This is a genomic window from Streptomyces sp. NPDC047971 (assembly GCF_040653355.1).
Taxonomy (GTDB): domain Bacteria; phylum Actinomycetota; class Actinomycetes; order Streptomycetales; family Streptomycetaceae; genus Streptomyces.
In genome coordinates this window covers 23,253-49,138 of record NZ_JBEZNW010000007.1, presented here as the reverse complement: position 1 = coordinate 49,138, position 25,886 = coordinate 23,253, and the positions used below count along the sequence as shown (strand labels likewise).

Sequence of the window (25,886 nt, the reverse complement as noted above, 5' to 3'; positions counted from 1 at the left end):
CCGTGGGCGACGAACGACGATCCGCGCCCGCACGGGGCGCAGCCCCCCGCCTTGCCGGGGACCGGCGGGTCAGTCCCTCGTTTCGCGGACGTCCTTGCCCTCCTCGGCGAACGCCTTGAAGTCCCGCAGGTGCTGTTGCGACTGCTTGCGGAAGGCCCCGGGCATCAGGAGCCCCACCAGCCGCATCGGCAAGCCGCTGAACCGGTACTCGTTCTCGCTCTCCCAGAGCGTCGCCCCGGGACCGGCCTCGGTCAGCCGGTCGCGCACGGCGCTCCACATGCCCTCGCCGACGATCTCGCGGTCGAAGTGGACGACGCTCCCCCGCGGGATCTCGCGCAGGTCCGCCGGTTCCCGGCGCGTGATCGTCTCGGTGGCCTCGAAGGTCCGCCGACCCGACCGCATCACGACCCGCGAGGTGGTCCCGACCTGTCCGTGCGTGCCGCTCAGCGGCTCGTGCACCACCAGGCCCCGTAGCCACTTCGGCAGGTGGGCCGGGTCGGCGAGCAGGTGGACCACCCTCTCCCGCGGCAGGGCGATCTCGATCGAGACGGTGTACTTCATGGCGGAGCCCTCCGGGTCCCTGAGCGAACGGGCGACTCTGCTGGTCCTCGGCCACGGGAGCAGACTCCCCCTCACAGTGGACGCCTCGACGGGCTCCCCCTCGCAAGGCGCGCGGGGACTCAGCCGTTCGTCGGCACGCCGCCCGAGGCGAAGCGACCGGAGGGATCCGGAGGGATCCGGAGGGATCCGGAGGGATCCGGAGGGATCCGGAGGGGTTATGCGACGGGCGCCTGGGCTGTCGAGCCGCGGACCACCAACTCGGGCTCGAAGAGCAGCTCGCCGGGGTGCGTGTGGGCGCCCTGGATCTGGGCGCAGAGCAGCTCGACCGCGGCCCGTCCCATCGCCTCGATGGGCTGGCGGACGGTGGACAGCGGCGGCTCGGTGCAGGTCATGAACGCGGAGTCGTCGAAACCGACGACGGAGACGTCCGTGGGGACCACCAGCCCCCGGCGCCGGGCGGCCCGGATGGCGCCGAGCGCCAGCGGGTCGCTCGCGCACACGATCCCGGTCACCCCACGCTCCAGGAGGCGCGCGGCCGCCGCCTGTCCGCCTTCGAGGGAGAACATGGTCCGTTCGACGAACCTGTCCGGCAGCGCCGCGCCCGCCGCCTTCGCCGCGAGCCGGGCGGCCTCCAGCTTGCGGCGCGACGGCACATGGTCGCCGGGGCCGAGGACCAAACCGATCCGTTCGTGCCCGAGCGAGGCGAGGTGACGCCATGCCTGTTCGACCGCAACGGCGTCGTCGCAGGAGACGCAGGGGAAGTCCAGCCCCTCGATGGGGGCGTTGATGAGGACGACCGGGACGTTCCGCTCGGCGAGCTGACGGTAGTGGTCGTGCGGGGCGTCGGCCTGGGCGAACAGTCCGCCGGCGAAGACCATCCCGGAGACCTGCTGTTGCAGCAGCAGATCCACGTAGTCGGCCTCGGAGACGCCCCCCTTGGTCTGCGTGCACAGCACGGGCGTCAGCCCCTGCTGTGCCAGCGCCCCGCCGATCGCCTCGGCGAAGGCCGGGAAAATGGGGTTCTGCAGCTCCGGAAGCACGAGACCCACCAGACGCGCCCGTTCGCCCCGCAACTGGGTGGGCCGCTCGTAGCCGAGGACGTCCAGGGCCGTCAGGACGGACTGCCGGGTCGCCTCGGAGACACCGGGCTTTCCGTTGAGCACACGGCTGACCGTGGCCTCGCTGACCCCCACCTTCTTGGCCACCTGAGCAAGTCGTCGCGTCATGCGCGCAAGACTAGCGCAAGCGCCGCAAGCCAGTTGCGTTCTCGCTGCAAGGACGTTGTGCGGCCCGCGACCGACCACGTGCCGCCGTTCGTGCCCGTCCTCGTCGCCAGGACAGGGTCGGGCCCGCCGCCGACCACGAGCCGCCGGGCCCTCCCGGCCGATCCCGGGGAAACCGCGTCGCCGCCGCCAGGACGGACGTAGCCTGCGGCGGGCGTGTGATCGACACGCGGCCGTACGTCCCGCGGAAAGGCTGACCCATGACCGTGATCGCCCTGCTGTCCCCCGAGCCCAGCCCTGGTCGCGACGTCCTCGAAGGCGTCGCCGCCGCTGTCGCCGGTGGTCTCGGGCTGCCGGACGGGAGCTGCCGGGTGACCTGGCAGCAGATCGGCCCCGACAACGCGACAGGGCCGTGGCCCGCGCCGGAGGGGGCCGGACCGCACTCCCCCATGGGCTTCGTCGGCTGCGGGCGGAACGGGGCACCGGACGAGGCCGAGCGGCTGCTGGGAGCCGTGCGCGCAGAGTTGAGCCGCCTGCTGGGCGTCGACGTGCCCCTCTTCGCGCACCGGGCCGGTGCGGGCGACGCGCCCGGGGCCTCCCCCTCCGAGGTGGTCACCCTGCCGGTGGGCCGCGTCGTCGGCGGCCGGGACGAGGTGTACGACGACGCCTGGGGCGAGGTGTCCGCCGTCATCCGCCTGGACGCGGACCGGTTCACCCCCGACGCGCTCGCCGGCCTCGACGCCTTCTCGCACATCGAGGTCGTGTACCACTTCGACCGCGTACCGCCCCAGAAGATCGAGACCGGCGCACGTCACCCGCGGGGGAACACCGACTGGCCCCTGGTCGGCATCTTCGCCCAGCGCGGCAAGAACCGTCCCAACCGGCTCGGCGTCTCACGCTGCCGACTGGTCGGGACCGACGGGCTCGACGTCCATGTGACGGGCCTCGACGCGGTCGACGGGACGCCCGTCCTGGACATCAAGCCCTACATGGCCGAGTTCGGCCCGATCGGCGAGGTGAGCCAGCCCGCGTGGACCACGGAGATCATGAGCCGCTACTACTGAGGGCGGCGGCCGGGAGCGGCGGGGGCGCCGCGTAGAGTGGGCGCGGGCGCGGCGTGATCACGAGGAGTACGAGTGACCGCTGTGAGTCTGGAACACGCCACCGTCCCCGCCGACACCGGCGAGGTGACGCTGCTGATAGCCCGCCGGGTGGAGCCCGGATACGAGGCCGCCTTCGAGCAGTGGGCCCAGGGGATTCTCGCCAGTGCGGCCACCTTCCCCGGCCATCTCGGCTACGGGCTCTTCCGCTCCTCGGGAGGTGACGCTCCCTGGTTCCTCGTCCACCGCTTCCGTGACGCGGAGGCGTGCCGGGAGTGGCAGGAGTCCCCGGAGCGGGCGGCGTGGTTCGCGGACTGCGAGGGCCACCACCACACCGAGATCGCCCGGCGGCGGCTGACCGGCATGGAGACCTGGTTCGCCAAGCCGGGCTCGACCCGGCCGGCGCCGCCGCGGTGGAAGATGGCGATCAGCGCGACTCTGGCGATCTACCCGATCTCCGTCCTCGGCGGCTACTTCCTCGTGCCGCGCCTGACCGCGCTGCCGCTGCTCCTGAGCAGCGCGGTCATGGCATGCGTGTTCAACGTCCTGATGACGTACGTGGCGATGCCGGCCGTGAGCCGGATGCTGCGCGGCTGGCTCGGTCGCTAGCGATGTCCGCCGCCGTGGGCGAGGCGGGGGTTCAGAGCACGACGCGGTAGTGGGTGGTCAGGCGCCCGTCGTCGTCCAGGACGTGGAACGCGAGGCCGGGCGGCTGGTCGCGGTCCGCCGCGTTGTCGCCCTCCCAGGGCATGCGCAGGGTCCAGGTGACGGCCGGTCCGACGATCAGCGGCCGTGCGGCGAAGGTCGAGGCGGCCGCGGTGTGGGCGTGGCCGGTGAGGACGGCGGCGACCTGGGGGTGCGCGGCGAGCAGGTCGGCCAGTCGTCCGGGCTCCTCGAGCATGCCGGAGTCGGGCAGGGGGTGGTGGAGTTCGACCGGCGGCTGGTGGAAGGCGACGAGTGCCGCGGTGCCCCGCGGCAGTGCGGTGAGGGTGGTGTCGATCCAGGCGAGTGTCGCCGCGTCGAGGCGTCCCTCGTCCCGGCCCGGGATGGTGGAGTCGCACATCAGGATGGTGGTGCCGGCGATGTGGTGGGCCTGATTGACGGGCCCGTCGTCGGGCGCCTCACCGAGCAGGGCCTTGCGGTAGGCCGGTCGCGCGTCGTGGTTCCCGGGGCAGGTGAGCACGGGGAAGGGGGCGGTCAGGATCCGAGCCGCCTCCTCGTACTCGGCCTCCTCCCCGTGATCGGCGATGTCCCCGGTGACGAGGAGCGCGTCGACCGGACGGGGAAGGGCTCGCAGATAGTCCATGACGCGGGTGGCGCGCCGGGTCGCCCTCTCGCTGCCGTCCAGGTGCAGGTCGCTGATCTGCGCAAGCAGCGTCATGTCGCAATCCCCTTCGATGGCGGGCTCGGCCGCCGCCCCGCGCGAGGGGGGCCTCACCCACCCTCGCGCCTAACGGAAGTTTCCGGTTTTCCGTTAGGGACCTTAGGGTGTGCGCGGGGATGTGATCAAGTGGCGGACGACCGACGCCGGGAGAGGGAAGGGACGTGCTGTGGAGCGCTGGCTGGCACTGGAACTGGCGAGCACGATTCGCCACGACGGAGAGGGCGGGGTCGCCGACGACCTCGCCACGGTCCGGGGAACGGCGCAGTGGATCCGGGAGCGGGGGGATCTGCCGGCCTGCGGCGTCCCGGCGGGGGAACTCGCCGTGGATGAGAACCTCAGGCTCGGGATCGTCGAGCTCCGGCAGGCGGTCCGGACGCTGTTCGCCCGGGCGGTCAGTCCCGCACCCCCCAGCCCGGCGGACGCCCATCGCCTGATGACCGCCGACCGGGCGATGGCCCACCTCAACACGGTGGCCGCGCGGGAACCGGTCGCCCTTCAGCTGGACTGGCCCGCCGAAGGAGCCCCGGCCACCCGGTTGCTGTCCGCGGAGCACGATCCGTACGTGCGGCTGCTCGCCGCCCTGGCCCGAGCCGCCGTCGACTTTCTCAGCGGTCCGCAGCGCGCGCGCCTGCGGTCGTGCGCGGCGCCCCGCTGCGTGCGCTACTTCGTCAAGAGCCACGGACGGCAGGAGTGGTGCAAGCCGTCCTGCGGAAACCGTGCGCGCGCGGCCCGCCACTACAGGCGTCAGCGCACGGAGTCCGAAGCCGGTTCCGCTCCGTCCTGACCGCCCCGGGGCCGGTGTCCTTCGGCGCGAACGGCCGTGTCAGACGCCGACGCCCGGAGCGCCTTCCGGGACGCGCAGCAGCCCCTCCGGCAGATAGCCGGAGCTGACGCCCGGCTCCCACCCGTGGGCCTGCACGGCCAGCGCGGCCAGCGCGATCGTCCCGACCGGCAGCAGACTGCGCGGCTCGGCGTCGGCCGGGGCGCTCTCGCGGTACCGGACGAGCCGGCCGGCCAGCGCCTCCTCGAAGGCCGGCCGGTCGTTCTCCAGGAGGACGCGCAGGAGTCGCTGGTCGGGCGAGAGCGGGCCCGCTCCATCGAGGCGGCGCGCCGCCTCGGCACGCTCCTCGGCGTCCGGCAGACAGAGCGTCACGGACGGCCAGTCCCGCGGCAGGTGCCCGCGCGACGGGGTCAGATAGCCGCACAGGGCGTCCATCTCGGCCAGGTCCGCGGGCTCCGAGCGGGAATCCAGCGGCGAGTACGGCACCCCGTCACGGATCGCGGGCGCGTAGTCCTCCCGCAGCAGCAGTCCGAACACCCGCTCGCGCTCCCACACCGCGCCGCTGACCACGCACAGGGCGAACGCGTCCAGCCAGGTCCGTGCGGTGGGCGCCTGGTCCACGGCGTGCCCGAGGCTGAACTCGTCGCTGCTCAGCGTCTCGTTCAGGAGCGGGAAGGAGATCTCCCAGTCCCCGTCGGGGAACGACCCGAGGTCCAGCACCCCGAACGCGCACGCCGCCGAGGTGCGCAGGGCCGTGCGGGTGCGCGCGGAGCCGAGCCCCGGATCCTCCAGGGTGCTCGCGGCGACATGGTCGAGCAGCTCGTGCCCCATCGCGGCGAGCGAGGTCAGGGACAGCCTGTCGTACCGCAGCCCGTGCCACCGGCCGAACGCCCGCCGGCCGATGTCCTCCAGCGCCTGGACGATCCGCTGCTCGTCGACCTCATGACGTGTCACTTCCCGCACGACTGCCGCCTCCTGGTTCCGTTCGACCGGCGGTTCGGAACGCTATCAAGGGCGCTGTCCGCGCTCGAAATAGGCGACCAGTTCCAGGTCGAGGGGCGGGACCTCGCGGGGAGTTCCGCCGTCGCGCAGCGACTCGGTGGCGCGGACCCCCGCCGCGACGGCCATGCGGGCGGCGACCGGCGAGGTGTCGGTGCGTCCGCCCTCGCGGACGAAGCGCAGGAACTCGTCGACGAGCAGGGGGTCGGCGCCGCCGTGGCCCGCGTTGTCCTCGGCGTCCGGCACGCGGTAGGTGGCGTCGGCGTCCGGACGGTACGCGGAGCGGCGGGAGTTCCACACCTTCACCACGCCCCCGGGGCCGTCGCCGAGGTTCTCCAGACGGCCCGCGTCGCCGATGACCGTGTAGTTGCGCCAGTAGTCGGGGGTGAAGTGGCACTGCTGGTAGGCGGCCAGCACTCCGTTGTCGAGACGCATGTTCACCAGCGACACGTCCTCGACGTCGATCACCGGGTTGAGGGCGCGCTGGGTGTGCGGGGGCCAGTGGCCGTCGACGGTGTACCAGTCGTCAGCCTTGGGCTCGCCGGGTGCGCGCCGGTGCGGGTTGTCGCCGTAGACCATGAGGTCGCCCAGGGCCTGGACCTGGCGTGTCCAGCCGCCCGCGAGCCAGTGCAGGACGTCGATGTCGTGCGCGGCCTTCTGCAGCAGAAGTCCGGTGGTGTTCCGGCGTTCCGCATGCCAGTCCTTGAAGTACCAGTCGCCTCCGTAGCCCACGAAGTGCCGTACCCATACGGTCTTCACCCGGCCGATCTCGCCGCGCGCGATGATGTCGCGCATCAGGCGGACGACGGGCATGTGGCGCATGTTGTGCCCGACGTACAGCCGCGTTCCCGTCTCGTACGCGGTCCGCAGGATCTCGTCGCAGCGTTCGACGCCGATGTCGAGGGGCTTCTCCACGAAGACGGGCTTGCCGGCCCTGAGGGCTTCGCAGGCGACCTCGGCGTGGGTGTGGTCGGGGGTGAGGACGAGGATCGCGTCGATGTCGGGGGCGGCGATCACCTCCCGGTGGTCGCCGGTCACCCGCGCGTCGGGGAAGGCCAGGGCCCCCTCCTTGCGCGCCGTGGCGTCGTGGTCCGCGAGCGCGGTGACACGGGCGCCCGCGCCCGGCCGGTGTGCGGTGCGGGCGAGGGCGCCGCGCAGTCCGTAGCCGAGGACGCCGAGGCGCAGGTCGGAGGGGGCGGTCATGGATGCTGCCTTCCTGTGGAGAGTCGCTACGGGTGGACCAGGACGTGGGCCAGGGCCACGCGCCCGGTGCCACTGAGCGTGATCCTGACGAAACGGGCCTCCCGGTCGGTGTCGAGCAGGGTGGGACGGAGCGCCCTGCCCGTGACGTGGACCGTCGTGGCGTCGGAGAAGTCCGCCGTGGTGGCCAGCCGGACGTCGAAGTCGGCCGTGGTCATGGAGCTGTTGTTCCAGATCTCGACCTGTCCGACACGGTGGACGGCGCCGAGGTCCACCTGCCACCACGCCCCGGGTTCGGCGAGGGTGCGGGTGTCGGAGGTGGTGTCGCCGTCCGTGGCGTGGGCCGCGGTGGCCGCGCCGTCGGTGGACGACTGGGTGGCCGTGCCCGCGCGGGCCAGGTCGGGGCGGAGCTGTTCGACCGGGCCCCGGCCGGCGGCGCCCGCGGACGCGGCGACGCGCAGTGCCTCGGCGGGCAGCCGGTCGAGCCCGGTGTGGTTGCCGGTCATGGTCGAGCCGGTGCCGGTCAGGGAGGGCGCGGCGGTGTCGGTCCAGTTGCCGGTGGCGTGGTTGTCGATGCCGTAGTCGGCCCAGTTCGAGACCCACTTGTAGCCCACACGGGTGAGCACGTTGCGGGTGACCGTGATGTGGCTGGACTGCTCGTCGAGGTAGATGCCGTTGCCGTCGCGCTCGGTGTTGCCGTACGCGCTGCGGTTGACGTAGTTGCCGGAGATCACGGTGCCGGGCTGCGCTCCCTGGGTGTAGATCGCGCCGCCGTCGTGCTGGTCGTGCGCGACGCGCATGACGTCGGTGATCCGGTTGTTCGTGACGCGGTTGTCGCGCAGGACGGAGTGCCGGGCCTCGGGCTGGTTCCAGCCCCAGCCGACGGAGATGCCGGAGTACGGCAGGTCGTCCAGCGTGTTGTGGTCGATGACGGTCTCGGCCTCGTAGCCCGCCCAGATGCCGACGGCGTCGGTGTACTCCACTCCCGCGCGCCGGACGGTGTTGTACGACACCGTGTTGCGCGCCCCGGCGAGTTCGGCGGCGGGCAGGGGCTCCGTGTCGCCGATGTACGCGGCCCCGGAGGAGAGATCCGTGAACCGGGAGCGGGTGAGGACCGAGTCCTGGGTGCCGTGTTCGAAGATCACGCCCGCGCCGCCGAGGCGGGCGAAGTCGGCCCGCTCGACGACCACGTGCCGGCCGCCCCTGACGGTGAGCGCGGCGGCGGGCTTGGTGTAGTGACGGCCCGCGTGGTCGACGGGCCCGGTGGCGCCGGTCAGGGTCAGGCCCGCCTGTGTCCCCGCGTACCCCTCGTCGGTGGAGGGCCGGCGGTAGGCGGCGTGGGCGAAGCCCAGGCCCGTGATGCGGACGTCATGGACGCCGTCGAGCGTGAGCAGGTTCTCGGTGACGGGGGTGACGGCCTCGGCCCGGCGCATGTCCTCGCCCGCTCGCGGCAGGTACGTGACCGTGCGTGCGGCGGCGTCCCAGACGAACTCGCCCGGCTGGTCGAGCAGTTCACGGGCGTTCTCGAAGAACGAGACCTTGGTGTAGCGGGCGGAGTCGACGGTGGTCGTGTCCCAGGCGGGCCCGGTGCGGCCGGTGCCGGAGGCGGAGTTGGTCCAGCAGGGCTGGGCGAACGTCATGAGGTCGCCGGTCACGGAGGCGATCCGGCAGTGGTAGTTGCGCCACCGGACCCGGATGACGGCCTCCGCGTCGGTGGGCCTCGCCCAGTCCGCGATGCCGGTGGCGAGCGCGCCGGTCATGCCGGTGGCGGTGGCGTCGCACACGGAGGCGGGGCAGGAGTCGCCGCGCGCCCGGACGGCCCGGACGCCGCCCATGAAGAGCTGGCGTGGGGTGATGCCGTCGGGGGCCCGGGTCGTCCAGGTGCCGTCGGCGTTCTCCGTCCAGCCGGTGAGCGCCCGGCCGCCGGACAGCACGGGCTCGGCCCCGGGTGCGGCCGTCCAGGTGACGGTGTGTCCGTCCCGCCCGGAGTCGGCCTCGCCGAGCCTCAGGGGCTCGCTCAACGCGTACGTCCCGTCGGCGAGTTCGACGCGTACGTCGCGTCCGTGGACGGCGCGGGCGGCGTCACGGGCGCCGTCGAGGGAGCAGGGCCGCCCGGGGCTGCAGGTCGAGCCCGAGCCGTCGGGGGCGGCGTGCAGGGTGCGGGGGCCCGCCCCGGCCTGCGCGGCCGGGGCGGCGGAGAGCAGCGCGGCCGTCGTGGCGAGGGCCAGGATCAGTCGGGTGCCGTTCATGGTCGGCATCAGCTCCACTCGGGATGGCCCGGCATGGCCGGGTTGTCCTGGCCGAACAGCCACTCCTCCAGGAAGGGCCGCACCGCGGGGTCGTGCGTCACGCGCACGGCGTTGTCGATGAAGTCCTCGGAGTCGGCGTTGCCGTGCCGGTGGGTGATCAGCCAGGACTTCATGACGGCGTCGAACTCCTCCTGGCCGACCTGCTGCCGCAGGGCGTACAGGACGACGGCGGCTCCGTCGTAGATGGTGAACCCGCCGAGGGCGGTCGGCCGGCCGGGCGGACCGTCGGTCTTGCGCACGGCGTCGAGCTTTCCGTAGGCGGTGCGCATCTTGTCCTCCAGGGAGGCGGTGCCCTGCTGGTCGGCCCAGAGGGCGGCGTAGTAGACGGCGGGCCCCTCGTTGAGCCAGGCGCTCTGCCAGGTGCGGGGGGTGACGGAGTCGCCGAACCACTGGTGGGTCAGCTCGTGGATCATGACGTTCGTGTACGTCGTCGACGTGGCGGCGTTCCTGAACCAGCCGGGTCCGAAGAGCGAGAGGGTCTGGTTCTCCAGGGCGTCGGAGTAGCCGTCGCGGACGATCTGCATCCCGTAGGTGTCGAAGGGGTAGCGCACGCCGAGGGTCTGTTCCAGCCAGGCGATCTGACCGCCGGTCCGCTCGACGATCGGCCGGTAGGTGTCGACCTGGTCCTCGGGGACGTAGTGGCGCAGCCGCACCCCGTGCGGCCCCCGACCGGTCAGCAGCGTCTGCTTCGCCACCGAGATGCCGAGGAGTTCGGAGGCCATCGGGGCGTCGAGGCGGAAGTCGAAGGTGGTCTTCCCGTCGCCGGCGGGGCGGGTGCCGGTCGCCGTGCCGTTGGCCGCGGGCGTCCAGCCGTCCGGGGCGGTGAGGTGGAAGGTCCAGCCCGCCTTGTCCATCGGCGTGTCGTTGACAGGGGCGAAGGTGTCGGCGCGGGAGGACTGCGCCGCGGAGACGAAGCCGCCGTCGCTCATGTGGCGCCAGCCCGGCGCGCCGATCGGCTTGGTCTTCCCGTTTCCGTGGTAGCTGACCGTGACGTCGAAGGGGCGGTGGTCGCGCAGGCCGCCGGCGGGGGTGACGGTGAGTTCCTGGCCGCTCTTGCCGAGCGAGACGGCCCAGGCGGCTTCCCGGCCGTTCACCCGCACGGCGTCGATGGCGAGCGAGTCGATGTCGAGGTTGAAGGAGGAGAGGTCCTGCGTGGCCTTCGCGCGGATCCTCATGGTGCCGGTGAAGTCGTAGGTCACCGGGGTGAAGTCGAAGGACAGGTCGTAGTGCCGGACGTCGTAGCCGCCGTTGCCGAGGGTCGGGAAGAGCGGGTCGCCGACGCCGTCGGAGCCGGGCTTCGGGTCGAAGCCGTGGGCGTGGGCCGGTGTGCCGAGCAGGGGCAGGGCGATCGCCGTGGCGATGGCGGCACCGCATGCCTTGACGAGGAGCGCACGTCTCATGGTGGTCACTTCTTCCCCTTCCGGGATGCCTGCTCGAACTCGGCGCGGCACGTGTCGCCGCCCGCGGCGCGCCACTTGCGCACCACGGAGTCGTACGAGGAGATCGGCTTGCGGCCGGCGACGATGTCCTTGACGCCGTCCTGGTGGATGGTGAGGAGACTGCCGCTGCCCTTGGAGTCCCAGGTCGGCGAGGCGTAGTCCTGTGTGGGGTCGTGCCGCATCAGCGGGATCAGACGGGTGTAGGCGTCGTGGACGTGCCGGACGGCGTCCTCGGACGCCGCGTTGAACAGCGGCGGAACCGGGGAGGCGAGCTTGTTCCACGGCACGGCGATGTCCTGGACGCCCTGCTTGGTGAGCTTCGGGTTGCCCTTGGCGTCCCGCTCGTGGTCGACGCCCTCGACCCCGTAGTGGATGAGGGTGTATTCGACGGAGCCGAACGGCGACGCCGCGAAGTCGGCGAGGGTGAGGATCTCCTTGACGCGCTTGTCGTCGGCCTTCCTGATGTGGGTGTTCTGGAGGGCGACGTTGTCCATCCAGGCGACCGCGCTCGCGCCGAACGGGGTCATGGGCCGCACGTCGAAGGAGGGGTCGACGGCCGCCATCGCGTCGACGTAGCCGGTGCCGGGCTGGAGGTAGGCGGGCATCCCGTCGTAGACGTACGCGGCCCTGCCGCTCTTGAACAGGTTCGTGTACTCGGCCTTCTGCGCGCCGACCATCTGGACCGTGCCCGGGTGGAAGCAGCCCGCCTTGTAGAGCTTGGCGGCCGTCTCGACGGCCAGTCGGTAGGCGTCGGTCTCCAGCTGGTACGTCCACTTCCCCGAGGTGGGGTCCATGGACCAGAAGTAGGGGGCCCCGGCGGACTCCGCGAGCAGGGTCGTGACGCCGGCGGAGAAGGCGTACTGGTTCTCCTTGGGCCGGGTCAGCTCCTTGGCCAGCTCGACGAACCGGTCCATGTCGGTGATCTGGTCGAGGCTGGTGACGCCGGCCCGTGCGAAGAGGTCGTGCCGGTAGAAGCCCGCGCCGGTGGTGCCGTATCGGGTGATCGGGATGCCGTAGAGGCGGCCGCCGAAGATCGCCTGGCGCCATGCCTGTTCGGGGATGGCCGCGAGATTCGGGTAGTCCTCGATCGCGTCGCCCGCCAGGTGTGGTGTGAGGTCGGCGCACGTGGCTCCGAGGAAGCCGGGCAGATCGTCGACGCCACCGGTCTCCGGGTACATGAAGATGTCCGGCAGGCTGTCGCCGGCCACCATGGTGGAGAACTTGGCGGGGTAGTCGTCGGCGGGCACGGCCGTGAAGTCGACCTCGGTGCCCAGCGTCTTCTCGATGGCGCGCCAGGCGGCGTTCTTCTCCCGGGCGGGCGGCGGCGTGGTGAAGGTCTCGGTGACCGCCGTGATCCTCCCGGCCCCCTTGAGCGGGGTGCCCCGGGTGGCGCGCAGCGGCTCGGCCGGGTACGAGAAGTAGCCCTGCGGGACACCGGCGGCCGTGCCCGGGAGGTCGGCCTTGAGACCGATGTTGCGGACGGTGGTGCGGGGGATCAGCGCGGCGCTCTTCGCCTCCGCCTTCGCCGTGCTGCCGCCGTCGCCGCAGGCGGCGAGCAGGGGGGCCGCGGCCGCTCCGAGGCCGATGCCCGCACCCCAGCGGAACAGGGTGCGCCGATTGATGAACGTGGAGCCGGACATCTGAGGTCTCCTCAGCGAAAGGGCGTACGGGACGGGGATTTCGCGGGGGGTGGGGGTCTGCGGGCGGATGCTCAGCCCTTGACGGCGCCGGTCAGGACGCCCTTGGTGAAGAACCTCTGGAGGAAGGGATAGACGAGCAGGATCGGTACGACCGCGACGACGAGCACGGCCATCTGCACCGCCTGCTGCGGGGACGCGGCCTCGCCGACGGAGCCGTCGGCGAGGCTCTGCCCCTGGAGGACGAAGGTGCGCAGCACCATCGGCAGCGGCCACTTCTCGTTGTCGCCGAGATAGAGAAGCGCGTTGAAGTAGGCGTTCCAGTACGCGACCGCGTAGAAGAGGCCGACCACGGCGATGACCGCCTTGGACAGCGGCAGCACGATCCTGACGAGGATCCGGAGATCGCCCGCACCGTCGACCTTCGCGGCGTCGTACAGCTCCTGGGGCAGGTTCATGAAGAAGGCCCGCATCACGACGAGGTTGAAGGCGCTGACCATCGTCGGCAGGACGAGCGCGGCGAAGGTGTTGTAGAGCCCCAGCTCCTTCACCAGGAGGAAGTGGGGGATGACGCCCGCGTGGAAGAGCATCGTGAACAGCGCGGTCATGAGGATGACGCGGGAGCCGGTCACCTCCCGGCGCGAGAGGCCGTACGCCATGCCGATCGTGCAGAGCAGGCCGCCGAGCGTGCCGACGAGGGTGATGCCCAGGCTCACCAGCAGGGCGCGGGTGACGACACCGCCGGTGAAGACGGTGCGGTAGGCGTCGAGGTTGGGGTGGTCGGGCCAGAGGACCAGCCCGTTGGACGTGATGATGTCGCTCTGCGAGGCGAGGCTCGTGCCGATCACCCCGAGCAGCGGGTAGGCGACCAGCGCGACGACGAGGACGAGGACGACGGCCTTGCCGGCCTGTCCGAGCCGCGTCGGCTGCTCCATCCACGGCGGACGGACACCCGAGGGGCGCAGCGCGCGGTGGTCGGTCCGCTCGCCGGCGGGGACGGCTCGCGGGAGGGCGCCCTTGCGGCGCGATGTCTTCTCAGCGGTCAGCACCGCGGTACACCCCTTCGTGGCCGAGCCGGTGGGCGAACGTGTTGGCACCGACGACGAGGACGGTGCCGATGACGGCCTTGACCAGGCCGACGGCGGCGGCGGTGCCCCACTCGTTGTCCTTGATGCCGTGGAAGTAGACGTAGGTGTCGAGGACTTCACCGGCTCCGGGGCCGACCGCGTCGCGCTGGAGGAGGATCTGCTCGAAGCCCACGGTGAGGATGTTGCCGAGGTTGAGGATCAGCAGCAGGACGACGACCGGGGAGAGTCCGGGGAGCGTGACGTGCCAGAAGCGGCGCCAGGGGCCCGCTCCGTCCATCGCGGCGGCCTCGTACAGACCGCGGTCGATGGAGAGCAGCGCGGCGAGGATGATGATGGTGCCCCAGCCGGCGTCCTTCCACATGACCTGGAGCGCCAGTAGCCAGGGGAACGCGTCCGGGTCGGTCATCATGTCGTAGCGCGGCAGGCCCATCGCCGCCAGGAGGTCGGGCACGACGCCGGCGCCGCCCAGGATCTGCTGGAAGATCGAGACGATGATGACCCAGCCGATGAAGTGCGGCAGGTAGACGACGCTCTGGACGAAGCGGCGCAGCTTGTCGCTGACGATGCTGTTCAGGAGCAGGGCCAGCGCGATCGGTACCGGGAAGAACAGGACCAGCTGCACGACGGCGATCGTCAGGGTGTTGCCGGTGGCCGACCAGAAGTCGGGGTCGGTGAAGGCCGAGGTGAAGTTGGCGAGGCCGACCCAGACGCTGTGCATGTAGCCCAGGTAGGGCTGGTAGTCCTGGAAGGCCACGACGTAGCCGAGCAGCGGTACGTAGTGGAAGACCACGAAGTACAGGAACCCCGGCAGGCACAGGAGCAGCATCGTCTTGTCGCGCCGGAGCCGCTGCCGGAGCGGGAGTCGGTGAACGGCCCGCGGCGGAGGGGACGTTGTTTCGGCCATGAGCAGTCCTGTTCGGCGGTGAGGCGCGCCCGATCGGGCCCTGAGGGTGGAGCGGGTTTCTGCCGCCGGAAGGTAGTAACCGCTTAACCCCCGCGTCAATAGGGCGGGTTGAAAAGAAGCCCTTGACGCTCCAACTGCCGTGTCCCTACGGTTCCCTCACCGCAGTACACGTTTACTATCCCGGAGGCACAGTGGGAGCCCGCACGTTCCGACGGCCGCACACCGCACTGGCCATGGATCCCGCTCAACTGGAGAGCGTCTTTCCGCCCGATGTGCATGCGCGTCTGCTGTCCACGGCGCGTCTGCTGCGACCGGGCCCGTTGACCGAGTTCTCCTCCCCCGCCGCCCGCTCGCTGCTCGCCGGGGCGGAGGTGCTGGTCACGGGCTGGGGATGCCCCGCCGTCGACGCCGAGGTGCTCGACGCCGCGCCCCGGCTGCGCGCGGTGATCCACGCGGCGGGCACCGTGAAGACCTTCCTCACGCCGGAGGTCCACGGCCGCGGCATCGTCGTCTCCTCGGCGGCGGCGGCCAACGCCGTGCCCGTCGCCGAGTTCGCCTTCGCCGCGATCGTCCTCGGGGCCAAACGCGCCTTCTCGCTGGCCGAGTTGTTCCGCGCGCGCCGTACCCATCGCACCCCCGCCGACCTGCGCGGCAGGCCCTGGCTCGGCGCGCACGGCCTGATCGTCGGGATCATCGGCGCCTCCCACACCGGCCGCCGGCTCCTCGACATGCTGCGGCTGCTCGACGCCACGGTGCGGCTCTACGACCCGTACGTCACCCCCGCCGAGGCCGAGAGCCACGGCTGGACCCTGGTCGACCTGGACACCCTGGTCGCCACCAGCGACGTGGTCTCGGTCCACGCGCCCGACACCCCGGACACCCACCACCTGCTGGACCGCCGTCGCCTCGGTCTCATGCGGCCGGGAACGCTCGTGGTCAACACCGCCCGCGGCGCGCTGATCGACACCGAGGCCCTCACCGAACAGCTCGTCGCCGGCCGGCTGGACGCCGTGCTCGACGTCACCTCGCCCGAACCCCTCCCCGAGGGCCACCCGCTGTGGGACCTGCCGAACGCCTTCGTCACCCCGCACCTCGCCGGCGCCCTGGGGAACGAGGTCGGCCGCCTGGGCGCGCTGGCCGTCGACGAACTCGCCCGCTTCGCCCGGGGCGAGCCGCTGCTGCACCCCGTCCGCCACGAGGACCTGGCGCGCCGGGCATGACCGGCCGGAGGGCGGCCGCGGAGGGGCAGCGCCGCGCCACCGTCGTCGACGTCGCCCGCCACGCGGGGGTCTCGACGGCGACGGTCTCCCGCGTCATGAACCGGAACTACCCCGTCTCCTCCGCCACACGGGAACGCGTCGAGGCCGCCGTCCGCGAGCTCGGCTACGTCGTCAACGCCCACGCCCGCGCCCTCGCGGGCACCGACGGCCAGACGGTCGGCATCATCGTCAACGACGTCGTCGACCCCTTCTACGCCTTCATCGCGCGCGGCGTGGAACGCGAGGCCGCGGCCGGCAACCGGCTGTGCCTGGTGTGCACCACCCAGGGCGATCCACGGCGCGAGCTGGGAGCCATCGAGCTGATGCAGGAGCGTCGGGCGGCCGCGGTGATCCTCGTGGGCGGCAGCACCGACGACCGCTCGTACAGGCGCGAACTGGCCCGCAAGGCACGGGAACTCGACGACGGAGGCATGCAGCTCGTGCTCTGCGGCCGTCCCTCGATCGGCGACGACCTGCCCACCTCGTCGGTCGAGTACGACAACGAGGGCGGCGCCTTCGCCGTCACCGACCACCTGCTCACCAGCGGCCACGAGCGGATCCTCTACCTCGGGGGCCCGCCGGCCCTCTCCACGACCCGCGACCGCCTGGCGGGCCACCGCAGAGCGCTCGCGCTGCGCGGCGTCAGGCCCGCTCCCGAGCTCGTCAGGACGGGCGCCTTCAGCCCGGCCTTCGGCTGGCGCGAGCTCTCCCGGATCCTCGCGTCGGGGCTGGAGTTCACGGCCGTCTTCGCCGCCAACGACATGGTGGCCATCGGCGCGCTGCAGGCGCTGGAGGAAGCCGGCAGGCGCGTTCCCGAGGACGTCTCCCTCGTCGGGTACGACGACATCCCCGCCGCCCTGACGGTGCGCCCCCGTCTCACGACCGTTCACGTCCCGCTGGAGGAGATGGGGCGCAGGGCCGTCCGCGGCGCGCTCCCCGTCGAGGACGGCGACGCCTGGCGCCCACCGGCGGCGCGGCGGGTCCGGCTGGGCACCCATGTCGTCGTGCGCGACTCGGTGGCTCCCCGCCGGTGAGCGGGGGGCCACCGAGTCCGGCTGCCGGGATCAGCAGGCAGGGGGCGTCGTACCGCCCACCGCCACCCGGAGGTCCGCGCCCTGGGCCGAGACCGAGCACACGGTGACCGCCGCGTTCGCGATCTCGTCGACCAGTGTCCTGCCCGCGGCCAGCGGCGCGTCCGCGGTGGTCGCGGTGGCGGGCGTGGCGTCCACGAGCCTGTTGTGGATGGTTCCGCCGCTGGTGACGATGCGTACGATCACGCCGTTCACCAGCGGATCGGTGTCGGTGTAGGCGTCGTACGGCGGGGTGGGACGGCGGAACTCCAGGGACAGGTGGGTGCCGTCACCGCGGGCGACGCGGTACTCCTGGGTGCCGCTCACCCCCAGCACGCCCAGGGAGTAGCCGCCGGTGGAGCCGATCCCGACCACCTGTGCCTCCGGGATCCAGCCGGCGAACTGGCGGTAGCCGACGGGGTAGAGGTGCATGCCGCCGCCGCCCATGGTGTCCGTCGGGTCGTCGCCTCCGGCCTGGGTGCAGCTGCCGTTCACCCGGGTCACCGTGCCCGCCGTCGGGCAGTTCTTGAGCGTGGCGGAGTGCTGGAAGCCGAGGTTGTGGCCGAACTCGTGGGTCCACATCCAGGTCTTGTGGCCGACGCCGTTGGAGATGATCCAGTTGCCGGGCTGGGAGGCCAGCCCCTCGAACGCGCACGCCGAGTGACGCGAGATGTCCACGAAGACGTAGTCGTACGTGTCCGGGTTCACGCCCCGGGCCAGCGCGGCCGACCTCGCGGAGCTCCGGATCGCCGCGGAGTCGCAGGCGGCCGGGCGCGCGCCCAGGTCGACGTTCTCGACCATGTCGCCCGTGAGGTCGAGCGCCCCTCCGGACACCTCCTGGAGATAGGACCGCAGCGAGGGGTAGCCGTCGCCGAGGGTCGCCTGGCGGATCGGTGCGGGATCGGCCGGGGTGGCGTCGTTCCAGTGCGTCGCCACGACGAGGGCACGCTTCTGTCCGGTCACGGGGCGGGTGGGCCAGCCGGCGGCGGCGAAGGCCGCGGAGTCCCACAGCCTCATGGAGGTGTAGTCGGTGGCCCCTCCCGCGGCGGCGCAGTCGCCGACCTGGACGGTGTCGTCGCCGCTGAAGGTGCGCAGACAGGTGCCGAGCCCGGCGTCCGCCCGGTACTTGTTCTGCAGGAGGACGTATCCGTTGCTCTGGTCCACCGCCTGCCACAGGCGCATGGAGGTGTAGTCCGTGGGGGTGCCGGTGCCGGTGCAGGCACCCGCGCGGACGTCGGCGGAGCCGCTGAAGGTGCGCAGACAGCTGCCGAGCCCGGCGTCCGCCTTGTGCTTGTTCTGGATCAGGACGTATCCGTCGCCCTGGTCCACCGCCTGCCACTGCCGCATGGAGGTCTGGTCGGTCGGGGTGCCCGCGGCGGCGCAGTCGCCGACCCGCACGGTGTCGTCGCCGTCGAAGGTGCGCAGACAGGTGCCGAGGCCCGCGTCCGCCCGGTACTTGTTCTCGGCGACGGCGTACCCCGCCGCCGTGGCGGACGCCGGACTCCCGCCGTCCCGCCCCTCGGGTGCGGCCGACGCGGGGGCGAACGAGAACACGGAGAGCACGGCGAGCAGCGCGGCCGCCACGACCGGTGGTCTCGCCGAACGAAGGTGCGCGAGGAAGCGGTTCATCTCTCCTCCATGGGGCTGGGTTGGGGGAAGGACCGGCCCGACCGCCCTGGTCAGGCGCGGAGTTCGGTGCCGTCGGGGAAGCCGACGGTCACGCCGGCGGCGCCGTCGACCGTCACGGAGACGGCCTCGCGGAGCTCCGCCGGATGGACGGCGTCGCCGGACAGGACGACGAGGGTCACATGGACGCTGCGTCCGCCCGGGTGCGGTGCGGAGCTGAGATACGGGACCGCCGAGTGCGGGCCGAGGGCGTTCGCCTCGACGTCGCGGTCCACGGCCGCCTCCTGCCAGCCGTGCAGACCGACGACCGCGCTGGTCAGTCCGTCGTGGCGGCGGGCGGTCGCCCAGTGCGGACCGGTGTGCGCGGCGGGCTGCCGCGCGTCGGCGAGCGCGTGTCCGCCTTCGCGGACGGTGACACCGGGCGGTGCCTCGACGCGGTGCACCCGGATCTCCCACGGGCCGTGCAGCAGCGAGGTGGTCTCCACGCGGTACTCGGTGTCGTCGCCGGGCAGGCGCGCCGCGTACCAGGAGGCGGCTCTGCGGTCCCCGGTTCCGAGCGGGTGGATGCGGACGCGGCGGCTGGGCGTGCCGTCGGCGTCGACGAGCGCGATGTGGTTGTCGACCGCGCGCCCCCAGGCGTGCGGGGCGCTCTGCGGTGCGGTGTGCGTGGAGTAGCCGAGCTTGGCGTAGTGCGGGTCGTCCGAGGCGTCATCGGGCTCGGGCGGGTTGTGGTCGCTGCCGTGGTTGACCAGCCGGACGATTCCGTCGTGCCGGGTGCCGTGCAGCAGCCAGCCCGGCACCGGCAGGGCGGTGTACCGGTCGGCCTCCTCGACGGGCAGCGGCAGCTCGCGCGCCGTCCACACCTCGTGGTCCGGCGGCAGCAGCAGTCCGAGGAAGCCCTTGCTCGCCCAGTAGGGAGAGGCGGGTCCCGAGTACGGCTGGGTGCTGGGCAGGAAGGTGTCGTACCAGCCGAGCGGGAGGAGCCCCCGTTCGTCCGGGACACCGCGCTCGGTGAAGTGGCGGACCGCGCCGGAGGCGAGACGGCGGGTCAGACCGGGGGCGTACGGCGTGGCGCCGCTGAGCGCGCCCATCCACACCGGGGCGACGGCGGCGTACCGGTAGGCCAGCGAGCGGCCCTGGTGCAGCGGCGCGCCGTCCCCTCCGAAGAAGTGCGCGTATCCGCCGAGGAACGCGCCGAGGCGCTCCTTGTGGACCTTGGCCCTTTCGCCGTCCTCCTCGCCCGCGATCCGGGCCCACAGCAGCGGGTAGAGATGGAGGGCCCATCCGTTGTAGTGGTCGAAGTTGCGGCCGTCGCCGTCGGTGTACCAGCCGTCGCCGAGGTACCAGTCGTCGATCCGGTCCAGGCCGCCGTCGATGTCCTCCTGGGCGTACGGCGCGCCGACGGAGGCGAGGAACTGCTCGGACACGACCTGGAAGAGCCGCCAGTTGTTGTCCCAGGTCCGGCGGCCGACGAAGCCGGAGAGCCAGTCGACCACGCGCTCCTGGACCCGGGTGTCCAGCCGGTCCCAGATCCAGGGCCGGGTCTCGTGCAGGCCGATGGCGACGGAGGCGGCCTCGACCATCTGCTGCGAACAGTCCGTCAGCCGGGGCCATGGCTCCCCGGACTCCGGGTCGGTGCCGGCGGCGAGGCCCGTCGCGTAGCGCTCGACGAGCCGCGGGTCCACGTCCCCGCCGGCTCCCGCGATCCGGAAGGCCGCGAGCAGGAACGTCCGCGCGTAGCCCTCCAGACCGTCGCAGACCACTCCCGACCAGCCGGCCCGGCCCGGCAGCCGGTACTGGGCGAAGCCGGGGGTGGCGTAGGGCGCCACCCCCGCGAGCAGCGAATCGGCCACCGCCTCCCAGTGCGCGCGGGTCCAGCCGGTGCGCGGTGAGAGGACGCGGTCGGTCGCCGGGAGCTGCACGTACGGTGCGGGCACGGGTGCCTCACTTCCTGTGGTTCGGGGGTGCCGGTGGATGACCGGGGTCACGAGGCCCGTCGCCGGACCGTGGCCTCGGCCGCCGCTCGGCCCTCGGACGGAGTCGCGTGCGCTCGGGCCGAGCCTCGCCGCGCTCCGTGGACCGTCCGGGCCGTGGACGAACATCATCCGCTCCCCTCGGGGCCCGACCCGGGGAGCCGCGCCCCGCGTGGCGCCGTCGCCCTTGCCGCCGCGCGGCTCCGCCGGGGCGCGGTGCGTCCCGCGCCCGAGCGGGGCCGCTCGGCGCTTCAGCGGAGTTCGGCGCTGTGGGTGTGTCCACGAGAGCCGCCGACCTGGACCGTCACCAGGGGCCGGCGGCCCGTGGTGACGGTGACCGTGTCGTCGGCGCTCGTGACGCTCCTGACCGCCCAGGGCAGTTCGAAGGAGAGGGTGGTCTCGGTGCGTCCCGGGTCGGCCACGGCCACCGAGACGCTCGTGCCACGCCGTCGCACCAGGATCGTGCCGGGCCCGCTCGCCGTGATGCCGGCGGCACCGGACGCGGTCCAGAAGTGGGCGGCGACCAGCCCGAGCCGTCGTACGCGCACCGCCTGCGCCTGCGGGGTGTTGGCGAGGATCTCCACGGGGCGGGAGGCGGCCCAGGCGGCCGTGCGCACCACCCCGTGGCCCGGAAGCAGCACGTAGGCGTAGCCGGCGTCGGCCGGCGAGACGCCGTGGTCGAGCCAGAGGGTCGCGTAGCGCCGGGTCACGGGGTCGCTCGGGCCACCGGTGTCCGCGCCGGTGTTGATGTCCCGCCAGGACCCCGTGCGCTCCTCGCGCAGGATGCTCAGATCGGCCCCACCGGGGAAGACGTAGCCGCCGACCCCCTCCAGATGTGCCCAGCGGGCCCCGGGCACCACCGCGGCGCCGCCGAGGCCCTCGGACCGCGTCCGTCCGTCGACGACGAGCCCGGGGGTCCCGTCGGCGTGCAGATTGCGGTTCTCCACGATCGTCTCGACGGTACGTCCGTCGGAGGCCGTGATCCCGGTGCCGAGGGCGACCACGGCGTCGTCGAGGCAGAACCACGCCTTGCGGGCCCGCAGCGTGCTGCCGGCCGCGATCAGCTCCATGGCGGCGGCGCCGTACCGCCCGCGCAGCACGGCGCCGCCCGCGACGGCGTTCGTCGGCTTGTGGGTGCTGGTGCCGGGCGCGCTGCCCGCGTCGGCGCGCGGCCGGGTGTCCACCGTGGTTCCGGGAAGCCGGTACGGGTCGACCGTGGGCCAGAAGTCGTCCGAGAACTGGGCGCGGTCCGCGTCGTACAGATAGGTCATGCCGTCGCCGGTGTACCAGCCGTGGAGGTTCTCGCCGTTGCCCGCCTCGTAGGCCGCGATGCGCCGGGACGACAGGCTCAGGGCCAGCGTCCAGTCGTCGCGGCGGTGCACGATCCGGTCCATGTCGGCGAAGACGGTGTGGCCGACGGCGGGCGGGGCCACGGGTATCGCGGGGTCGGCGAGGACGGCCGCGGCGCGCTGGAGCGCGGGGACGGTGGCGAGCGGCAGGTAGGGGGTGTCGGTGTTGCGGCGGATCCAGCCCTTGGCGATGGCCCGCCACCGGGCCGCGTACGGCGGCGGCGCTCCCGTCGCCAGGAGCAGCAGGTTGGTGGTGGTCCCGGCTCCGGTGTGGAAGTCCCGTTCCCGGGAGCGGGAGATCGCCCGGCCTCGGACGGAGTCCATCATCAGCCCGTCGAAGGTGACGGCCGCGAAGCTCCGCTCGACCGCCTCGTGGATCACCGAGATGCCGCTGTCGGTGATCCGCCACTCCGAGCCGGCGAGCAGGGCGACCAGGTAGGCGACCCGGCCGAGGAGGACATTGCCGTACGTGCCGGTGTAGGCGACGTGGGAGTGCTGGACGAAGGAGCCGTCCGGGTAGAAGCCGTCGCCCGAGGTGACGTACCGGAACAGGCTGTTGCGGCCCGCGTCGCGTACGTCGGACAGTCCGTCACGGGCCAGCGCGAGCTTGTCGGCGCTGCGGCCGACGATGCCGCGCAGGGCCACGATCGCCGCCTTGTCGGCCCGGTTGGCCCCGGTCTCGGCGAGGGAGGGGCTGTTGGTCCGGCGGTCGGGGTCGGCGCAGAAGCGGTCGACGACGGCGCAGGAGGACGCGATCCGGTCGGCGGGGACGCGGTCGCCGAGCAGGACGAGGACGTCCATGAGGGCGCGGGGCGCGCCGATCTCCCAGAACCACCAGTTGCCGGACTCGGGCTTGGCGGGGTGGTAGGCCGTGTCGTTGAGGAAGGCGAGCGCCTCGACGACCGCGGAGACGACCTCCTCCGCTCCGTGCAGGGTGGCCCCCGGTGTCGTCCAGGCCGTCGCCAGGGTGAGCAGTCGCCCGTACGAGAGGCTGAAGTTGGCCGGGGCGGTGACGGGGGCGAGGTCGGCCCACAGGGCGGTGCGGCCCGCGCCGCGGTCCAGCGTGCTCCATGCCGTCGCCGCCGCGGTGTTCAGGGCGGCGAGCGCGGTGGCGTAGACCGGGTCGGTGGGGTCGATGGCGCCGCCGGTGGCCAGCTCGGCGGCGCGGGTCCGGAGGGTGTCGAAGGGGTCGGTCGTCGCATCCGCGGTCTCGGCCCGCGCCTCGCCTCCGCCCGCGGGCAGCGGGAGGAGGAGGGCGCCGATGCCGGCGGCGAGCAGGGTGCGTCTGCGGGGAGTGAGGTCGTGCATGGCGGTCCCTCCCGGACGGGGCGTCAGTCGGTCAGCGTGCTGGGGTCGACGGGGGGCGTGGGCAGGTTCAGCGCGGCGAGCTCGGCCCGGCCCGTGGCGTCGACGGGGAAGGCCCAGCGGTCGAGGAAGAAGGTGGTGAGGTCGTGGCCGGCGACACGGCTGGAGTACGTCGCGAGCGCGCGGTAGCGCTTGGCGGTCTCGGTCCAGTCGGACTGCGGGTTCTCCTCGCGGACCAGCCTGTGCAGCCGGGGCCAGAAGTCCTCGCCGAAGGCGAGCTCCAGCTGACGCAGCGGGACGAGCTTCTCGTACGCGCCGAAGGACCGCTCGTACGCGAGCCCCGCCGTGCCGAACTTCGCCTGGGCCGAGCGGAAGGGGTTCAGGCCGGTGGCCGGGTCGACGGTGAGGAGGTTGGACGGCTGCCCCAGGGTGCGCTGCGCCGCCAGGGAGTAGATGTTCACGGTGACCTCGGTGAGCCCCGAGGGCTTGTACGCCATCTGCTGATGCAGGTGTCCGAGCTCGTGGTAGAGCCCCCAGCCCCGGGTGCGCAGCCCCTCGACGGTGGTCAGCCGGTCGAGATAGGCACGCGGGAAGCCGTTGTAGCCGTGGGTGGCGTAGGCGCCGACACCGGCGGGGACCTTGGAGACCTCGGTGAAGTGGTAGGGGCCCGCCTTGCGGCGGTGCGTCGGGGAGCTCCCGTCGAGACCGCTGATGGCGGCGTGCGAGGCGATGACGGTCTCCAGCAGCCCCAGGAGCGCGTCGTGGTCCTCGCTCCGGTGGAGCAGCGCTCCCTCCCGGGTGAGGGTGAGGATCGTGTGCGGCGCCGTCAGCTCCACGTACGGGACGTCGGGAAGGGCGTCCAGCCGGGCCTGGTAGTCGGCCTCGGAGGTGCGGCCGAGCGTGAAGACGGGCATGGGGACGGCCCCGGAGCGGAACCTCACCCCGGCGCGCTCGCCGTCGCCTGCCAGCGTCAGGTAGACGGGACCGCCGTGGGGATCGACGACGGTGTTGGCTCCGGGCTTGAGCGGGTGGGCGCGCGGCTCGGTGAGCGCGCCGTAGTAGTCCCACAGACCGATCCGGAGGGTCGGCACGAGCCCGTCGTACGGCAGGACGTCGAGCCCGACCTCGGCGCCCGGGGACGCGTAGAGGCCGGTCGCGTGGAACTCGCTGCCGCGCAGCGCCTGGCCGAGGCGCAGCCGCTCGCTCTCGGCGGCGGGGCGCGCGGTGACGGTGAGCGTGCGCGGAGGGCCGGCGGTGGTGGCCGCGCGTGCCGGGGCGGTGCCCAGCAGGCCGGCGGCGCCGGCGCCTGCCAGGCCGGTGAGGACGGAGCGACGGTCGGGCGCGGGGAGGTGGGGCATCCGGTCTCCTCGGAGAGGGGCATGGGCCTGGCCTCTGACTGCCCGACAGGATGTAAGCGGTTGCTATGCCGAGGCAAGAGAAGACGCAATGTTTCTACGGGTTTCTACGAACCCGAAGGGAGCGCGGGGAGAACCGAGACGGTAAGCGTTCTCATCTCCGGTCCTTCCGCCCGCGCTCCCTCAGGTCATGTGGTGCGGGCGCGCCGGACGCGCGGGGCCTTCGGCGGGGCCACCGAGTCGCGCACCACGATGTGCGTGCCCAGCCGGTGCACCCCCGTCGTCGGCGCCCGCCAGGCGTCGTCCGCGTCGTCGCCGTCGTCCCCGGGGGTGGCGAGCCGCACGGCCTGCCGGCCCATCTCCTCCAGGGGAATGTGCACGGTGGTCAGGCGCGGGCGCATCTCCTGCGCCACGGGCACGTCGTCGTAGCCGACGAGGGAGACGTCCTCCGGGATGCGGGCTCCCGCCTCCTCCAGGGCCTGCGCCGCGCCGGCCGCCACGATGTCGTTGGCGGCGAAGATCGCGGTGAAGTCGAGTCCCTCCGCGAGGAGTTCGGCCGTCCGCCGATAGCCGAAGCCCCTGCTGAAGGCGCCGGTGTGCACCAGACCGGTGTCGGGCGCCACGCCGCGCAGTTCGAGGGCCCGGCGGTATCCGGCGAGGCGGTCCAGGGTGGTCGAGACGGCCGGCGGGCCGCCGAGGTAGACGATCCGGCGGTGCCCCTGGGTCAGCAGGTGGTCGGTGATGGCGAACGCGCCGCCCTCGTTGTCGTACTCCACCGCCGCCGCGGGGACCCGCCCCCCGAGCGAGGGCCGGCCGCACAGCACGAGGGAGGAGCCGCCGGCATGCAGGTCCTCCGCCCTGCGGGTGAGTTCCGCGGTGTAGGCGCGGTCCACCACGCTTCCCCCGACCAGCACGACCACGTCGGCGCGCTGCTCGTGCAGGAGGTCGACGAAGGCGAGTTCGCGCTGGGCGTCGCCCTGCGTGCAGCAGACCAGGCAGAGTCGGCCGGTGCGCGCCGCCTCCCGCTCGACACCGCGCGCGATGTACGCGAAGAAAGGGTCGACGATCTCGCTGACGATGATCCCGACGGTGCGGTTGGAGGTTCCGGCCAGGGCGCGTGCGTGCGCGTTCACGACATAGCCGAGCTCCCGCATCGCGCCCTCGACCCGGTCGCGGGTCGCCTGCGCCACCGGATAGTTGCGGTTCAGCACCCGCGAGACGGTCGCCGTCGACACACCGGCGAGCGCGGCCACCTCCCGGATGGTCGCCCGCCGCGCATCCCCCGCCGCCACCTGCCGAGCACTCCCGTTCATCGGTGCCGCCT

General features: G+C 72.8%; 20 protein-coding genes. 5 read left to right on the top strand and 15 right to left on the bottom strand.

Features of this window, described 5'->3' with window-relative positions; all coding sequences use genetic code 11:
- Window positions 1–69: 69 nt before the first annotated feature.
- Complete coding sequence (locus tag AB0D99_RS09395; protein WP_362358421.1) at window positions 70–561, bottom strand: SRPBCC family protein; 492 nt, start codon at window positions 559–561, stop codon at window positions 70–72.
- A gap of 215 nt (window positions 562–776) precedes the next feature.
- On the bottom strand, window positions 777–1,787 hold the full coding sequence (locus AB0D99_RS09390) for a LacI family DNA-binding transcriptional regulator (RefSeq protein WP_362358420.1): 1,011 nt from the start codon (window positions 1,785–1,787) through the stop codon (window positions 777–779).
- Between the two features lie 614 nt (window positions 1,788–2,401).
- Between AB0D99_RS09390 and AB0D99_RS09385 the strand changes: the two genes are divergently transcribed.
- Window positions 2,402–2,848 carry an SAM-dependent methyltransferase gene (locus AB0D99_RS09385; protein WP_362358606.1) on the top strand — a complete coding sequence of 149 codons (447 nt, stop codon included), beginning with the start codon at window positions 2,402–2,404 and terminating at the stop codon, window positions 2,846–2,848.
- A 72-nt stretch (window positions 2,849–2,920) separates the two neighbouring features.
- Window positions 2,921–3,493, top strand: coding sequence for an antibiotic biosynthesis monooxygenase (locus AB0D99_RS09380; RefSeq protein WP_362358419.1), 573 nt, complete (start codon window positions 2,921–2,923; stop codon window positions 3,491–3,493).
- A 31-nt stretch (window positions 3,494–3,524) separates the two neighbouring features.
- Here AB0D99_RS09380 and AB0D99_RS09375 read toward each other — a convergent pair whose 3' ends face one another.
- Window positions 3,525–4,265, bottom strand: a complete 741-nt coding sequence (locus AB0D99_RS09375; protein WP_362358418.1) for a metallophosphoesterase — start codon at window positions 4,263–4,265, stop codon at window positions 3,525–3,527.
- Window positions 4,266–4,434: 169 nt separating this feature from the next.
- On the opposite strand from AB0D99_RS09375, the gene AB0D99_RS09370 reads away from it, so the two are divergent.
- The gene (locus AB0D99_RS09370) at window positions 4,435–5,052 is read left to right on the top strand and encodes a CGNR zinc finger domain-containing protein (RefSeq protein ID WP_362358417.1); all 618 of its coding nucleotides are present in this window, start codon (window positions 4,435–4,437) and stop codon (window positions 5,050–5,052) included.
- 39 nt (window positions 5,053–5,091) lie between these two features.
- On the opposite strand, the gene AB0D99_RS09365 is transcribed toward AB0D99_RS09370, so the two are convergent.
- The 7 genes from AB0D99_RS09365 to AB0D99_RS09335 all read right to left on the bottom strand — a co-directional run bounded on the left by AB0D99_RS09365 (window position 5,092) and on the right by AB0D99_RS09335 (window position 14,625).
- Window positions 5,092–6,012, bottom strand: a complete 921-nt coding sequence (locus AB0D99_RS09365) for an immunity 49 family protein (RefSeq protein WP_362358416.1) — start codon at window positions 6,010–6,012, stop codon at window positions 5,092–5,094.
- 45 nt (window positions 6,013–6,057) lie between these two features.
- Window positions 6,058–7,251 (bottom strand): Gfo/Idh/MocA family oxidoreductase, encoded by a 1,194-nt coding sequence (locus AB0D99_RS09360; RefSeq protein WP_362358415.1) that lies wholly within the window; start codon window positions 7,249–7,251, stop codon window positions 6,058–6,060.
- Between the two features lie 26 nt (window positions 7,252–7,277).
- Complete coding sequence (locus tag AB0D99_RS09355; RefSeq protein ID WP_362358414.1) at window positions 7,278–9,497, bottom strand: right-handed parallel beta-helix repeat-containing protein; 2,220 nt, start codon at window positions 9,495–9,497, stop codon at window positions 7,278–7,280.
- A gap of 8 nt (window positions 9,498–9,505) precedes the next feature.
- Window positions 9,506–10,957 (bottom strand): M1 family metallopeptidase, encoded by a 1,452-nt coding sequence (locus AB0D99_RS09350; RefSeq protein WP_362358413.1) that lies wholly within the window; start codon window positions 10,955–10,957, stop codon window positions 9,506–9,508.
- 5 nt (window positions 10,958–10,962) lie between these two features.
- Entirely contained in the window at window positions 10,963–12,636 is a 1,674-nt protein-coding gene (locus tag AB0D99_RS09345) for an extracellular solute-binding protein (RefSeq protein ID WP_362358412.1), read from the bottom strand.
- A gap of 71 nt (window positions 12,637–12,707) precedes the next feature.
- Window positions 12,708–13,568, bottom strand: coding sequence for a carbohydrate ABC transporter permease (locus tag AB0D99_RS09340; protein WP_362358604.1), 861 nt, complete (start codon window positions 13,566–13,568; stop codon window positions 12,708–12,710).
- Between the two features lie 100 nt (window positions 13,569–13,668).
- Window positions 13,669–14,625 (bottom strand): ABC transporter permease subunit, encoded by a 957-nt coding sequence (locus tag AB0D99_RS09335; protein WP_362358411.1) that lies wholly within the window; start codon window positions 14,623–14,625, stop codon window positions 13,669–13,671.
- A 233-nt stretch (window positions 14,626–14,858) separates the two neighbouring features.
- Here AB0D99_RS09335 and AB0D99_RS09330 point away from each other — a divergent pair, with 233 nt between their 5' ends.
- Entirely contained in the window at window positions 14,859–15,845 is a 987-nt protein-coding gene (locus AB0D99_RS09330) for a hydroxyacid dehydrogenase (RefSeq protein ID WP_362358410.1), read from the top strand.
- On the top strand, window positions 15,842–16,918 hold the full coding sequence (locus tag AB0D99_RS09325; RefSeq protein WP_362358409.1) for a LacI family DNA-binding transcriptional regulator: 1,077 nt from the start codon (window positions 15,842–15,844) through the stop codon (window positions 16,916–16,918). Before AB0D99_RS09330 ends, AB0D99_RS09325 begins: the two co-directional genes overlap by 4 nt.
- A gap of 30 nt (window positions 16,919–16,948) precedes the next feature.
- Here the strand turns inward: AB0D99_RS09325 and AB0D99_RS09320 are convergent, their stop codons facing one another.
- The 5 genes from AB0D99_RS09320 to AB0D99_RS09300 form a co-directional block, all read right to left on the bottom strand.
- Entirely contained in the window at window positions 16,949–18,583 is a 1,635-nt protein-coding gene (locus tag AB0D99_RS09320; RefSeq protein WP_362358408.1) for a hypothetical protein, read from the bottom strand.
- Window positions 18,584–18,633: 50 nt separating this feature from the next.
- Window positions 18,634–20,517 (bottom strand): DUF2264 domain-containing protein, encoded by a 1,884-nt coding sequence (locus AB0D99_RS09315; protein ID WP_362358407.1) that lies wholly within the window; start codon window positions 20,515–20,517, stop codon window positions 18,634–18,636.
- A 287-nt stretch (window positions 20,518–20,804) separates the two neighbouring features.
- Window positions 20,805–23,210 (bottom strand): polysaccharide lyase 8 family protein, encoded by a 2,406-nt coding sequence (locus tag AB0D99_RS09310; RefSeq protein WP_362358406.1) that lies wholly within the window; start codon window positions 23,208–23,210, stop codon window positions 20,805–20,807.
- Window positions 23,211–23,233: 23 nt separating this feature from the next.
- Window positions 23,234–24,565, bottom strand: a complete 1,332-nt coding sequence (locus tag AB0D99_RS09305) for a M60 family metallopeptidase (RefSeq protein ID WP_362358405.1) — start codon at window positions 24,563–24,565, stop codon at window positions 23,234–23,236.
- A 185-nt stretch (window positions 24,566–24,750) separates the two neighbouring features.
- Window positions 24,751–25,875, bottom strand: coding sequence for a LacI family DNA-binding transcriptional regulator (locus tag AB0D99_RS09300; RefSeq protein ID WP_362358404.1), 1,125 nt, complete (start codon window positions 25,873–25,875; stop codon window positions 24,751–24,753).
- Window positions 25,876–25,886: the final 11 nt, after the last annotated feature.

Bases quoted from the DNA above. Each gene is read 5' to 3' on its own strand.
- AB0D99_RS09395 (WP_362358421.1), bottom strand. From the start codon at position 561: ATGAAGTACACCGTCTCGATCGAGATCGCCCTGCCGCGGGAGAGGGTG.
- AB0D99_RS09390 (WP_362358420.1), bottom strand. From the start codon at position 1,787: ATGACGCGACGACTTGCTCAGGTGGCCAAGAAGGTGGGGGTCAGCGAG.
- AB0D99_RS09375 (WP_362358418.1), bottom strand. From the start codon at position 4,265: ATGACGCTGCTTGCGCAGATCAGCGACCTGCACCTGGACGGCAGCGAG.
- AB0D99_RS09360 (WP_362358415.1), bottom strand. From the start codon at position 7,251: ATGACCGCCCCCTCCGACCTGCGCCTCGGCGTCCTCGGCTACGGACTG.
- AB0D99_RS09355 (WP_362358414.1), bottom strand. From the start codon at position 9,497: ATGAACGGCACCCGACTGATCCTGGCCCTCGCCACGACGGCCGCGCTG.
- AB0D99_RS09350 (WP_362358413.1), bottom strand. From the start codon at position 10,957: ATGAGACGTGCGCTCCTCGTCAAGGCATGCGGTGCCGCCATCGCCACG.
- AB0D99_RS09345 (WP_362358412.1), bottom strand. From the start codon at position 12,636: ATGTCCGGCTCCACGTTCATCAATCGGCGCACCCTGTTCCGCTGGGGT.
- AB0D99_RS09340 (WP_362358604.1), bottom strand. From the start codon at position 13,568: ATGGAGCAGCCGACGCGGCTCGGACAGGCCGGCAAGGCCGTCGTCCTC.
- AB0D99_RS09335 (WP_362358411.1), bottom strand. From the start codon at position 14,625: ATGGCCGAAACAACGTCCCCTCCGCCGCGGGCCGTTCACCGACTCCCG.
- AB0D99_RS09330 (WP_362358410.1), top strand. From the start codon at position 14,859: ATGGATCCCGCTCAACTGGAGAGCGTCTTTCCGCCCGATGTGCATGCG.
- AB0D99_RS09325 (WP_362358409.1), top strand. From the start codon at position 15,842: ATGACCGGCCGGAGGGCGGCCGCGGAGGGGCAGCGCCGCGCCACCGTC.
- AB0D99_RS09320 (WP_362358408.1), bottom strand. From the start codon at position 18,583: ATGAACCGCTTCCTCGCGCACCTTCGTTCGGCGAGACCACCGGTCGTG.
- AB0D99_RS09310 (WP_362358406.1), bottom strand. From the start codon at position 23,210: ATGCACGACCTCACTCCCCGCAGACGCACCCTGCTCGCCGCCGGCATC.
- AB0D99_RS09305 (WP_362358405.1), bottom strand. From the start codon at position 24,565: ATGCCCCACCTCCCCGCGCCCGACCGTCGCTCCGTCCTCACCGGCCTG.
- AB0D99_RS09300 (WP_362358404.1), bottom strand. From the start codon at position 25,875: ATGAACGGGAGTGCTCGGCAGGTGGCGGCGGGGGATGCGCGGCGGGCG.